Consider the following 13,614-nt stretch of genomic DNA (forward strand, 5'->3'; position numbering starts at 1 on the left):
AGCATACGTATATTGTTATTCATTGACGAGTGCTTTCTCTTTTTTTGATACAGATAATGTTTTTTCTTTCTTATTTGACATTACCTCTTTATCGGAAATACGTAAAGAAAATAGTAGTGCTATGAGCAAAAATATTGCTGATCCAATTAATGCTGCTTGATATGGTAAAAAATCGGATTGAACGTTATTACTTCCAAAACCAGCTAGTATACTAGCTAAAACAGCTACTCCTATCGCTGAACCTAATCGATTTTGCACATTGAATATAGTAGTCGCTCTCCCCATGGAAGGCGGCGTGATATTGTTAAAGGCAGAAAATTGAACCGCACCGACAGATTGACCTAAGAAAATACCGATACCAAACAATAATGCCCGAATTTGCCACGGATTCGTATCGTGATTTACAAAACTTAATAAAACAAAGATAATCGCCGTACAAATTAATCCTATAGAAATTACCTTTCGAGCTCCTAATTTCTTATATGACCATGGCACAATTTGTGAAGAAATCATTAATCCAATCGCCTCTGGAAATGTCGTAAGTCCTGATTCTAGCGCGGAAACTCCTATCACATTTTGATACATAAGTGGAAAAACAAATAACATTCCTAGTAAACCAGCTGATGAAAATAATGATATAAGGCTCATCTTTCTAAAGACTGGTTCTTTTAATAAGCGTAAATCTAACATCGGTTGCTTTACTTTCAGTTCTACGATTATAAACAATGTAATGAATACAACCCCAGCTATCCCAGTACTCATAATTTCTGGAGAAATCCACCCTTTTGATGGTCCCTGGCTGAGTGCATATATGAGCATCGCAAATCCTGGTGCTGATAAAATAAAGCCGAGAGAATCAAAGCGACCAGCTGATTTTTCAACATGCTCTGCTAAAAATAGAAGTCCAAAGAGCAATGCAACGATTCCAAACGGTAGATTAATATAAAATGCCCAACGCCAAGACATTTGATCTACAAAGAAACCACCGATGATAGGACCAATTGCTGGTGCTACAGCAATTGGAAGTACAATGAACCGAGAAATCTTCGGTCTTTCCTCTGGTGAAAATGTTCGAAATAACATCGCCATTCCGACCGGTGTTAAAAGCCCTCCACCAGCACCTTGAATAATACGGAAAATATTCAATGAAGTAATATCGTTAGCCATTCCGCATAAAGCAGAGGCAATTGTAAATACGAAAAGAGCAATTAAAAATACTCTTTTCGTACCAAATCGATCTCCTAACCAACCAGAAATCGGAAGGAAAACAGCTAAACTAACTAAATACCCAACATTAACCGTCCCCATTGCAGATGGAGGTACTTGTAGTTCTTTACTTATCGTTTGTAGTGCTACATTTACAATCGTTGCATCCATCGCAGCCATAAACATCGCAGTTATATAAACGATACTTACGACTACTTTTGGATTTAGTTTTGCTTTCATTATCGTTTTCCTGCTAATGTTTTTTCACGAACTTGATTACTTTTTGGATTCAAATCTTTCCAGTTATATTCAACATATTCTAAGCAACTCTGCCTACTAGCTTCTTCATATACGACACTCCAGCCAATAGGTACATCGAGAAAAGCAGGCCAGAGAGAATACTGGCCCTCCTCATTTATTAATACTTTATATGTGTAATTATCATTTTCAAATGGATTCGTCATACTCTACTTACCCCTTTCTTATTCTGCAAATATTTCGCTAATACTTGTCCAATTTCCGTAAGTGGACCTGGCTGACATAAATCTTTATGTCTACAGTCAATATCATGCTGCACAATTTGCCCATCTAAATAATTTAACCACGTATTTGGAGAAATAGGATCAAACCAGTCTGGTATAACAGTAGATCTAAAGAATAAGATGTCTCCGCTATAAACTTTCGGTACATATTTCCCTAACAACCCTACTGAATTTACATATGTTTCTTTCAAGTTCAATATAGTCTCTTCTTCAAGACTTGCTAATGCACTTCCATCTTTACGAAGGATTTCAACTGCACTTTCCATTGTAAGTGGTTTACCATCCATGTTATCTGGGTCATATCCGCCTAAAGCGAGTAATGCGATTAACGCTTCCTCTTCAGTAGGCGCTTCCGTATTCGGTAAGAAGTGTCCAGGATAAGAATCAAGCATAACGAGTAATTCTACTTCTTCCCCTTCATTTTGTAGTTGCGCCGCCATTGCATGCACAACATTTCCTCCAAGCGACCAACCTAATAAACGATATGGTCCATGAGGCTGTACTTCACGAACGTGTTTCAAGTAATCCGCCGCCATCTCCTCTAAACTTTTTGGAAGTTCTTCATTTTTAGCGATACCACGTGCTTGTACACCATAGATTGGATAATCTGTTCCTAAAGATTTCATAAGTCCTGCATAGCACCAACTTAATCCACCTGCTGGATGTACACAAAATAGTGGTAATTGATCCCCGCTTGCTCGTAATGGAAGCAACACATCAAGTGCACTTTGACCATTCCCCATCTCAAGTCTTTCAGCTACCCCTGCAACAGTCGGTGCTGCAAATAAAGTACCAATGTTTAGTTCCACTCCAAGCGCCTCTTTAATGCGGCTCATAAGCTGCACTGCAAGGAGTGAATGGCCACCAAGATCAAAGAATCCGTCATCAATTCCAATTTGAGGTACACTTAGCACTTCTGTAAACAAGTCACATAACATTTCTTCTTGCGGTGTTCTTGGACCACGACTAGAAGATGATGCGATAAATTCTGGAGCTGGCAATGCCTTTCTATCTAACTTACCGTTTGGAGTTAAAGGTAACTCATTTACTACTACAAAAGCGTATGGAACCATATAATCTGGTAAACTACCACTAGCAAACTGACGCATTTCATTCGTATCAATCGCTTCATTATTTGATGCAACGATATAAGAAACTAACCGTTTATCCCCTGGTTGATCTTCCCGTACAATAACGGCTACTTGCTCAACTTTAGGGTGCTTCATTATGACTGCTTCTATTTCTCCTAATTCAATTCGGAATCCACGAATTTTTATTTGATGATCTGCACGTCCTATATAATCTAGCGTCCCATCTTTACGCCAGCGAGCTAAGTCTCCTGTACGATACATTCTTGTACCTGGCTTTCCAAATGGATCTGCGATAAAGCGTTCAGCCGTTAATCCTGCTCTTCCTAAATATCCACGCGCAAGCCCTGCACCTGCAACATACATTTCTCCAACTACTCCAGGTGGCACTGGTTGTAAATAGTTGTCTAACACATACACTTTAAGGTCAGGTATACTGCACCCAATTAAACTATTTGCTCGTAAAGAGACGATAGTTTCATCTAATTCAATATAACTAACATGTACTGTCGTCTCCGTAATACCGTACATATTAATAAGCTTTGGTGCGTTATGAGGATGTCGACTATACCAATCTTCTAAGCGACTTAGCTCAAGTGCTTCTCCTCCAAAAACAACATATCGTAAAGATAATTTTTGGCCAATCTCTTCATTTTCACGATCTGCTTGCATCAATTGATAGAACGCTGATGGAGTTTGGTTTAAAACCGTAACCTTTTCTTTAACAAGAAGCTGTAAAAATTCTTTCGGTGAGCGACTTACAGTATGTGGCACTACAACTAAACGCCCTCCGTATAATAAAGGTCCCCAAATTTCCCAAACCGAGAAATCAAAAGCGTATGAATGGAACATCGTCCAAACATCGTTTCCGTCAAACTGGAACCAATGATCAGTTGCTCCTAAAAGTCTTACTACATTTTGATGAGGTATCATAACGCCTTTCGGTCTACCCGTTGAGCCTGACGTATAAATAACGTAAGCAATATGTGATGGAGATAATAGCTTAATTCGTTCCACTTCATCAATATTGTCATCACTATATTTCTCAACTTCTGCTATTACTTTCACATCATCAACTAAAACTTTTAGTGCCTCATCACATTCAATTTCCACTTCTGAATTCGTTAAAACACATGATGGTTTCGCATCGTGTAGCATAAATGAAATGCGGTCTGCTGGGTAATCTGGATCTAACGGAAGGTATCCGGCACCAGCTTTAAGAACAGCTAATAAGCTTACAACCATGTTTAATGATCTTGGCATCGCTAAAGCAACGAGTTGATCAGGACCAATCCCTTTTGCTATTAGGAATCGAGCTATTTTATTTGCTTTTCTATTTAACTCTTCATAAGTTAATTTCTTATTTTCAAAGACAACAGCTATAGAATTTGGATTTATATGAGCCTGCTTTTCAAACAATTGTGGCAATGTCATTTCTGGTGCAATTTGAAAACCACCATTCCACTTTTCTAACACTGTATTTTTCTCTGCTACAGTTAATATTTCTAATCTGCCAATTGATTGATCCGGATTTGTAGCTGCATCATCTAATAACAAAATGAATCGTTCTATTAGTTTTTGAACCGTTTCACGTTTATATAAATCGGTACTAAACTCTAGTAATCCATATAAACCGTTCGGAGTACCATCAACCTCGTTACTCTCACTAATTTCAAATGTTAAATCAAATTTTGCAGAACCAACGCTTTGAATTTCAAGGCTCGCTTCTAAATCGGGTGCATTAAACGTTGCTTCTGGTGTATTTTGAAAAGCTAACATAACTTGAAACAACGGGTGGCTGTTTCGAGTACGTACTGGATTTAACACTTCAACAAGCCTTTCAAATGGAACATCTTGATTTTCATAAGCTGCAAGATTTACCTGCTTCACTCTATTTAATAATTCTTTAAAACTTGGATCTCCTGACGTATTTGTACGTAACACTAATGTATTTACAAATAAACCAACGATATCTGAAAGTACATCATCATTTCTTCCAGCAATCGGACTTCCAATTGGTATATCAGTGCCTGCACCTAATCTTGTAAATAGTGCACTAAGCCCTGCTTGCAATACCATAAACAAACTAACTCCATTTTTACGTGCAAGCTCTACTAACCTACTATGCATACCTTCATCTATATGAAAATGAATTGTTTCCCCGCGGTAACTCGTCTCAATTGGACGCTGGAAATCTGTAGGTAACTCCATTTGGTCTGGTAAACCTTTAAGTTCTTCTTTCCAAAAATCTAATTGTGTTGAAATAAGACTCTCTGGTGTCGTTTCATCACCTAGCAATTGCTGTTGCCAAAGTGCATAATCTGCGTATTGAACTGGTAGTGTCTCCAGCTGAACTCTGTCACCTTGACATCGTGCTTTATACGCCGCTGTAAAATCTCTCGTTAACGGCTGTAATGACCAGCCATCACCTACAATATGATGTAATAAAATTAATAATACATGTTCGTTTTCACTCACTGTAAAAAGTTGCAAACGAACTGCCGGCTCAATATCGAGGTTAAAGCTATATCTTACCGCCTCTGAAAGTACACTTTCTAATTCATCTTTACATGTATTAGTTATAACCATTTCTAGATTTAAATTTTCCATATCTAAAATTTTCTGATAGGAACTACCTAATACGTTAGGGAAAATTGTTCTAAGTGTTTCATGTTTCTCAACTACATCATAAAAAGCACCTTGTAATGCTTCCCGATTCAATATTCCATTCATACGAATGACTAGCGGAATATTATAAGTAGGACTTGGACCTTCTAAACAATTTAAGAACCATAACCTGCGCTGTGCAAATGAAAGTGGAACTTCATTTGGCCTAATTGCTTTCTGAATAGCTGGTCTTGCGCTTTTTGCATGGTTTAATTGTTTCGCCAGTTCGGCAACAGTTGGTGATTCAAATAGTTTCCCAATTCCTAATTCCACACTTAACGTTTCACGAATTCTTGCCATTAAACGAGATGCGAGAAGTGAATGTCCACCCATTTCAAAGAAATTATCATCAATGCTAATTCGAGAAACACCAAGTACTTCTGCAAATAAATCACATAATATTTCTTCTTTCGGATTTCTAGCAACTCTCTCGTTGTTCATTCCATTAAAATCAGGAGCAGGTAATTTCTTTCTGTCAACCTTACCATTTGGCGTTAATGGTAATTCTTCTAGCACAACAAATGCCGATGGTATCATATAATTCGCTAAACTTTCTGAAACATAAGAACGAATTTCTGAAAGATTAATCGGTTCCTTTTCTTCTGCAACGATATACGCAATGATGCGTTTATCATTTGCACGATCTTCTCGTACCATTACTACCGCTTGTTGAATATTTTCATGTCGTTGTAATACCGTTTCAATTTCAGCTAATTCAATTCGGAATCCACGAATTTTAATTTGATGATCTGCGCGACTAATGTACTCTAACGCACCATCACTACGCCATTTCACAAGATCTCCTGTACGGTACATGCGCTTCCCTGATTCTCCATAAGGATTTGCAACAAACCGTTCAGCTGTTAACTCAGGTTTTCCTAAATATCCGCTTGCAAGTCCTTCCCCTGCAATATATAATTCACCAATAATTCCAGGTGGAACTGGTTGTAGCCCTGCATCCAATACATACACTTCTGTATTGCAAATTGGCTTTCCAATAGGTGGTATACCCTTTTCACCTTCATCAATGTTCATGAAAGTAGACCAAATCGTCGTTTCAGTTGGTCCATATAAATTAGTTATTGAACAACCTAATTCTTTTAATTTATTTGCTAAATGCGCTGGGAGAGCTTCACCACCAACAAGTATATTTAGCCCTTGTAGCTTCTCTGGATAATCAGTTACTAACGCCTGCCAAAGCGTCGGTGTAGCCTGCATAATTGTCACTCTTTCTTCTTGTAAAAGTGTCGTTAATGCTGATGGCTCTTGTATGTCTTCTTTTTGCGCAATTGTTAAACTTGCACCACTAATAAGAGGTAAATAAATTTCTAGAGCAGAAATATCAAACGCAAACGTTGTAACTGCTAATAAATGATCATTTTCATTTAATGAAAACTTTTGCTGCATAGCCATTAAAAAGTTACTTAAACCTCTCATAGGAACAATTACACCTTTTGGGTTTCCTGTTGAGCCTGAAGTATATATTGTATAGGCTGGGTTTAAAAGTGATACATCATTCTTACATGCTATATTCATACGAGAATATGTATGTAACGCTAGTTTCGTTTCTTCGTCATCTAATACAATTTTTTTCATATCCTTTTCTATAACTAACTTAGATGAAACAGATGAATGTGTTATGATACAAACTGGTTTTGCATCATTTACTATATAATTAACTCTTTCTGCTGGGTATTCTGGATCTATTGGTAAATACGCTGCACCAGCCTTTAAGACTGCTAGCATACTAACTACCATTTCTATTGATCTAGGGAATACTAAAGCTACAAACTGATTTGGTCGTATTCCTTCTTCTACTAAATAATGTGCTAGTTCATTTGCTCGTTCATTTAGCTCTTTATACGTAAGGATTACACCGTCACAAGTAATCGCTAGTTTATTTGGATTTTTTTGCACTTGTTTTTCAAATGATATAGGTAAACTGATTAACTCATCGTCTTCCTTCGTTTCATTCCATTCCAATAAAACTTTATGATTTTCTTCAGGCAGAGTAATGTTTATTTTTCCAATCGGCTCGTTTTTCTCATAATTATTTATTACTAATTCAAATAGATTCATAAATCTTTCTTTATGCAATGCTAGCTCTGCGCCATTATATACTTCGGGATTCGCATCAAAATGAATCATTAGCTCATTTTGATCAAAACGTTTATATACATTTATCGATAAATCATCTACAGGTCCTGCTGATAAGTTATGCGTAATACCACGATTTCCAGCAAAATTAAGCCCGTAATCAAAAGGCATAACATTCACTAACGGTCCAAACAACCTTTGATTTTCACCTAGTAACTTTAAGTCTCTTCTTAATTCCTCATGACGGTATTTATAATGGCGACGTACATCTCGGATTTCTTTAGAAACTTGCTGCAATAATTCCGCAAGAGTTATATTTGGAGTTACTGTGATACGAAGTGGAACTAAATTCATTACCATACTTGGTGTATGAATAGATACAGAACCTAGACGTCCCATCATCGGTAAACCTAAAACAATATCATTTTCACCTGTTAATTTATGCATATAAATACTTGTTACAGCCACAATGAATTCCGGCCAACTTGTTAACGAAATATTGATATCTTCTAGTAAAGTTTTCGTGCTAGAACTAGATAAATAAGCTGTTTCTCGTGAAAATCCATTTGATGTTCTCGGTGCTCGTTCTGCCAAACTTACAACTTCTGGGGCATCTGCAAACTTTTCTAACCAAAAAGTACGATTTTCCTGAAATTGTTTAGACTCACGATACTCGATATCTTCTTGCACGACTTTTGCAAGAGAACCAAATAGCTTTTCACTCTTGTTTGTTTCTTCTATAAGTGATGTATACTCATTCGCTACCTTTTGGCTAAGAAGTGAAAATCCATAGCCATCCATCACAATGTGATGGATGCGCTGATACCAAAAGAAACGATTATTTTCAACTTGAATAAGTGCTTCAGTAAATAATGTATCTTTTTTCAAATTGACTGGTATAGATAAATCATTTTTCATCCATACTTTAGCAGCTTCTTCAGGGTTTTCTTCTTTCCGAGCGTCAATAAAATGCATATGAAACTGTGATTCTTCAATAACTTGCCATGGGCCAATTTCATCCTCTTCGAAGCGAACGTGAAGTGCTTCCGCTTCCATTACAACTTTACGTACAGCTAATTCAAAAATGTCTTGATGAATATTCCCGTTTATTTCTACATATTCCCCAGTATTATATATCGGATTAAGCGGATCTAATTGTTGCGCAAACCACATACCAGACTGCGCAGATGATAACGAATGACGAATCTTTTGACTGTTAGGCATTCTTTACTACCCCTTTATTATGTAGTCTATTTGTTACAGCACCTGTGCTGTTTGTGAAGATAGTAAGCTGTACCAACCTGCAACAGTTGGACGTTCTGCTAAATCTGCAAACGTGATTTCTTTTCCTTCACGACGCCACTTCTCTACTAAACTCATAATTCTGACCGAATCAAGCCCTCTATTTAATAAGTCCTCATCAATATCAATACTCTCTACTGACTCACGAAGTAGTTGTGCAACTAGTTCATGTACTTGCTGTATAGTGATTCCTTCACTCTCATCACCTTTTACACTTTGTAAATCTTTTAACAGTAGGTTTGTTGATGTCGTTACTGCGCATCTATTAGATGCATACTCCAATGCTTGTTTATGATGCTCTAGTGAAAAATCAGCAACTGCATCTGCTACAAAGAACGGCTCTATACCATCCATAAATGCTTCACAAGCTGTTAAAAGGCATCCAATATGCGCATAAATACCGCAAATAATGAGTTGATCTCTTCCTTTTTCATTTAAAATTTCTAATAGATTTGTCTTTTTAAATGCACTATATCTCCATTTTGTTAGGAATATATCATCCTCATCAGGAGTAAGTTCATCAACAATTTTCTTTTTATCTGGTCCAGCAGGAATACCGTCACCCCAAAAGTCTTGTAATAAACCTCTTTGTTCTAACGTTTGTCCACCAGGTTGCGCTGTATAAACAACTGGTATACCAAGTTGTTTACATTTTTCTCTTATCATTTTAATATTTGAAATAAGTTCTACTTTTGGTGATTCTTTATCGCTATATGCATCAAGAAAATATTCTTGCATGTCATGAATTAAAAGTACTGCACGTTTCGGGTCTGGTGTCCAATTCACTTTATTTTTTGGTAGTTCTGATTCAATTGGCATTTTATATACTGAAATAGATGGGATAGCCATCTAATCACTTCCTTCCGGTTTTTATTATTGTTTTACTGTAATAAGTTTTTCAGCAATGACTTTACGTAGTTCTTTTTTGCTGACTTTTCCGACTCCTGTTTGCGGGAATGATTCAATAAATTCAATTCGATCTGGAATTTTATAAGCCGCTATACCACGTTCTCTTAAAAACATTTTTAATTCACTTACTGCCGGAACTTGTCCGCGAGCTATAACAAAAGCACAGGTGCGTTCACCTAAATAATCGTCAGGCATAGATACAATTGCTACGTCATGGACCGCATCGTGTGCTAATAAATGATTTTCAACTTCTTCCGCAGCAACTTTCTCACCACCACGGTTAATTTGATCTTTATCTCTTCCTTCTACAATGATGTATCCTTTTTCATTTACTTTTACAAGATCGCCTGTGCGATAAAATCCATCCTTTGTAAATGATCGTGCATTATGCTCTTCAGCTTTATAGTAACCACGAATTGTATATGGACCTCTTGTTAATAAACTACCTACTTCGCCAGGTTGTACATCGTTGTCATTTTCATCAACAACTCGTACTTCATCGAGTGCAGACATTGGTCTACCTTGTGTATGAATAATAATTTCTTCCGGATCGTCTAATCTTGTATAGTTCACTAATCCTTCCGCCATACCGAATACTTGCTGTAACGTACATCCAAATGTAGGGCGTATACGTCTTGCAACCTCAGCGCTAAACTTAGCACCACCTACTTGAATAACCTCTAGGCTCGATAAATCGGTATTACGAGAAGATGCAGCATCAAGCCAAATCATTGCTAATGGCGGAACGAGCGCTGTAATTGTAACTTTTTCTTTTTCAATAAGAGCAAATGCCTCATCTGGACTACCACCAGTTGCCAATACCACTTTTCCACCCGCATAGAAAGTTCCAAATGTCCCTGGAGAACTCATTGGGTAATTGTGTGCTACTGGAAGAACTGCCATATAGACGCTTTCTGCATTCAAATTACAAATTTCAGCGCTTACACGTAAACTATAAATATAGTCATCATGTGTTCTAGGAATTAATTTAGAAAGACCTGTTGTCCCTCCTGATAATTGGAGAAATGCAACATCACTTGGCTGAACTTCTGGTAATGAGACGGGATCCATATACAGATCATTTATGTTCACAAACTCTTCTTCTTCCCCCACTACAATTACACGTTGTAAAGTTGGCACTTTCTCTTTCACTTCTCTTGCTAGTTTTCGATAATCAAAACCGAGAGCCTTATCTGAAATAACGTAAGCGCTCGCCTCGCCAAACTCACAAAAATAACTAATTTCACTGCTTCGATGTGAAGGTAGTGCAAAGACAGGAAGCGCTCCAATTCGAAATAGTGCAAAACATATTTCGAAAAACTCGATAATGTTAGGTAACTGGATTACAACTCTGTCCTCTTTCTTTATTCCTAAATTCAGTAAACCTGCTGCTAAACGATCTGCATTTTTATCAAGTTCACTATATGTTATATGCTTCTTACCACTTACAACCGCGATTCGATCTCCATATTTCTCAGCCCGCTCTCTTAACACTCCTCCAAATGTTTCACCAAGCCAACATCCTTCATCTCGATAATGATCGGCAAATTCTTTTGGCCATTCTGTATAACCTACTAGCATTCTTTCTTCCCCCTATTTTTCATTAAGTGAACTATCTCTTAACCCTAAAGCTTTTAGCATTGTTTGGAACTTAGCTGATGTTTCTGCTAACTCATCTTCTGGTTTTGACTCAGCAACAACTCCAGCTCCTGCATATAAACGCAGTGTATTTTCTTGTACTTCAGCACAACGAATTGTAACAATCCATTCTCCATCTCCATTTAAATCGCTCCATCCTAGCATTCCTGTAAAGAACTCGCGGTCAAATGGCTCAATATGCTGTATAGCCTCTCTTGCTTTTTCCATCGGAGTTCCGCAAACTGCTGGCGTAGGATGAAGGGCAATTGCTAATTGTAAAGAAGAAGTATTTGGATCCTTCAGTTCACCTTTCACTTCTGTAGACAAATGCCACATCGCTTCACTATGAATAACTGATGGCTTTTCTGGAACATGTAATGTATGACAATACGGACGAAGTGCAGCGGCAACCGCTTCAACTACTACCGCATGTTCATGTAAATCTTTTGGAGAAGAAAGTAATTCCTCTGCTCTTCTTTTATCTTCTACTGGGTCCTCACTACGTGGCCTTGAACCAGCTAACGGATTAGAAATAACTTGCATACCATTACGTGAAACAAGTAATTCAGGACTTGCTCCAATTAGCGTCTTACTGTTCTCTTTTTCATCTTTCGGTAAATTCACAGCAAATGTATAACCATGCTTATTATGTTCTGCTAATTCTCGCAGAAGTTTTTGCTTATCAATTTTTTCGGAAGATTTAACATCTAACGATCTAGATAGAACGATTTTCTTTAAATCACCGTCCTGTATTTTTTTAATTCCTTGCTTCACACCATTCATATAAACTTCAGGGTCTGGTACTGGCGTCATTTCAAATGTTACGTTCTCATTTGTTTCAAGCTGATTTGTTGTATCCAATTGTAAACGCTCAGAAATCCTACTATATTCTGGTACGATAAGTTGGACTTCTTTTCTACGATCAAATGGCAAAGCACCCACAACGATAGGATTTGGATTTCCAGCTTGTTTCGCGTTACTTAATGTCGCTTGCACAAGCTCTGGGAAATTTTCAATTTCACGATGCTTTACTGTAGTAAACTCTCCTTCTGCTAATATAGTTCGAGTTGGTGAAGCGAAAAAGAATGAAGATTCAGTCTTATAATCTTCTAAAAGTTTTTCTGACAATTCCTTTACAGCTATATGTTCATTCATAATATAATAACCTCCTGAATTTTTATTAAACTCCTAACGTAGCACCGCCATCGACACATAAATTGTGCATTGTAATATGACTTGCTCTATCTGAGGCTAAAAATAACACTGCTTCAGCAACTTCTGAAGGTTGTGCAATTTTTTGTAATGGAATTCCGAGTCTATATGTATTTTGAGAACCAGCAATTATATTTTTAGCTCCATTCTCATCAGCCCATAGTAATCTTTGCATCTCAGTTTCAGTAGAACCTGGAGAAACTAAGTTGCAGCGTATATTGTATGCCGCAAGCTCTAGTCCTAAACATTTCATAAACATCGTCGTTGCAGCCTTTGACGCAGCATACGCAGCCATCTCCATTCTCGGCGTATTTGCCGCATTTGAACCGACTGTAACAATTGCCCCTGATTTTCTTAACATCATATTTTTACTTACCGCTCGGGACATATTGAAAACCCCTGTAGTATTTACAGAGAATGTTTTATTCCAATCTTCATCACTTAACGAATGAATTGGTCCCATACGTAAAACCCCTGCAACATTTATTAAAATATCTATTGGCGCTATTTCATTTGCAATATGATTTACCATGTCTTCAACAGCAGCGCTATCACTCACATCTAAACGAAACGTTTTCATACGTGTATTATTTAATTCATTTTGATTTAAGAGTACATTTAACCCCTCTTCATTTTGATCAACCGCAATAACTGTGGCTCCTCTTTCTAAAAACATTTTGGCAACAACACTGCCTATGCCTTGTGCTGCACCTGTTACTAAAACTGTTTTCCCATCAAATTCCCCTAAGTTCATTTTCTCTATCCTTTCACATAAACATTAATTTCATTAAGTAACACCACTGATATTGATTTTCATTATCAGTGGTGTTGTAAAAAATAATACACTTACTAAACTAATTGGTCAAGTGCGCATTACTTTAAAATCCATTTTATTGATAATGTTTTTCATTTACTATCTTACACCGAAATGATAATGTTTCTCAATAAACTTG

Annotated in this window: 7 protein-coding genes; all 7 read right to left on the bottom strand. The window is 37.2% G+C overall.

The window, feature by feature from the left end; all coding sequences use genetic code 11:
* Positions 1 to 15: 15 nt before the first annotated feature.
* Genes OXT04_RS09535 through dhbA form a run of 7 tightly spaced genes read right to left on the bottom strand, consistent with a single transcriptional unit; the run spans position 16 to position 13,415 of the window.
* On the bottom strand, positions 16 to 1,446 hold the full coding sequence (locus OXT04_RS09535) for an MDR family MFS transporter (RefSeq protein ID WP_000644934.1): 1,431 nt from the start codon (positions 1,444 to 1,446) through the stop codon (positions 16 to 18).
* The gene (locus OXT04_RS09540) at positions 1,446 to 1,670 is read right to left on the bottom strand and encodes an MbtH family protein (protein WP_000184060.1); all 225 of its coding nucleotides are present in this window, start codon (positions 1,668 to 1,670) and stop codon (positions 1,446 to 1,448) included. Before OXT04_RS09540 ends, OXT04_RS09535 begins: the two co-directional genes overlap by 1 nt.
* Positions 1,667 to 8,824, bottom strand: a complete 7,158-nt coding sequence (locus OXT04_RS09545; RefSeq protein WP_267414183.1) for an amino acid adenylation domain-containing protein — start codon at positions 8,822 to 8,824, stop codon at positions 1,667 to 1,669. The genes OXT04_RS09540 and OXT04_RS09545 overlap by 4 nt, the downstream gene beginning before the upstream one ends.
* A 33-nt stretch (positions 8,825 to 8,857) precedes the next feature.
* A complete protein-coding gene (locus OXT04_RS09550; protein WP_071714333.1) occupies positions 8,858 to 9,751 on the bottom strand; it encodes an isochorismatase family protein in 894 nt (297 codons plus the stop codon).
* Positions 9,752 to 9,775: 24 nt separating this feature from the next.
* Positions 9,776 to 11,392, bottom strand: coding sequence for a (2,3-dihydroxybenzoyl)adenylate synthase (locus OXT04_RS09555; protein WP_267414184.1), 1,617 nt, complete (start codon positions 11,390 to 11,392; stop codon positions 9,776 to 9,778).
* A gap of 12 nt (positions 11,393 to 11,404) precedes the next feature.
* Positions 11,405 to 12,604: an isochorismate synthase DhbC gene (dhbC, locus tag OXT04_RS09560; protein ID WP_001002071.1), complete on the bottom strand. Its 1,200-nt coding sequence runs from the start codon at positions 12,602 to 12,604 to the stop codon at positions 11,405 to 11,407.
* A gap of 25 nt (positions 12,605 to 12,629) precedes the next feature.
* Positions 12,630 to 13,415: a 2,3-dihydro-2,3-dihydroxybenzoate dehydrogenase gene (gene dhbA / locus OXT04_RS09565; protein ID WP_001048430.1), complete on the bottom strand. Its 786-nt coding sequence runs from the start codon at positions 13,413 to 13,415 to the stop codon at positions 12,630 to 12,632.
* Positions 13,416 to 13,614: the final 199 nt, after the last annotated feature.

This window comes from Bacillus sp. GC_Bacil_1 (genome assembly GCF_026540675.1).
GTDB lineage: Bacteria > Bacillota > Bacilli > Bacillales > Bacillaceae_G > Bacillus_A > Bacillus_A cereus.

Coding starts and splice junctions, on each gene's coding strand:
- OXT04_RS09535 (WP_000644934.1), bottom strand. CDS start 1,446: ATGAAAGCAAAACTAAATCCAAAAGTAGTCGTAAGTATCGTTTATATA.
- OXT04_RS09550 (WP_071714333.1), bottom strand. CDS start 9,751: ATGGCTATCCCATCTATTTCAGTATATAAAATGCCAATTGAATCAGAA.
- OXT04_RS09540 (WP_000184060.1), bottom strand. CDS start 1,670: ATGACGAATCCATTTGAAAATGATAATTACACATATAAAGTATTAATA.
- OXT04_RS09545 (WP_267414183.1), bottom strand. CDS start 8,824: ATGCCTAACAGTCAAAAGATTCGTCATTCGTTATCATCTGCGCAGTCT.
- dhbA (WP_001048430.1), bottom strand. CDS start 13,415: ATGAACTTAGGGGAATTTGATGGGAAAACAGTTTTAGTAACAGGTGCA.
- dhbC (WP_001002071.1), bottom strand. CDS start 12,604: ATGAATGAACATATAGCTGTAAAGGAATTGTCAGAAAAACTTTTAGAA.
- OXT04_RS09555 (WP_267414184.1), bottom strand. CDS start 11,392: ATGCTAGTAGGTTATACAGAATGGCCAAAAGAATTTGCCGATCATTAT.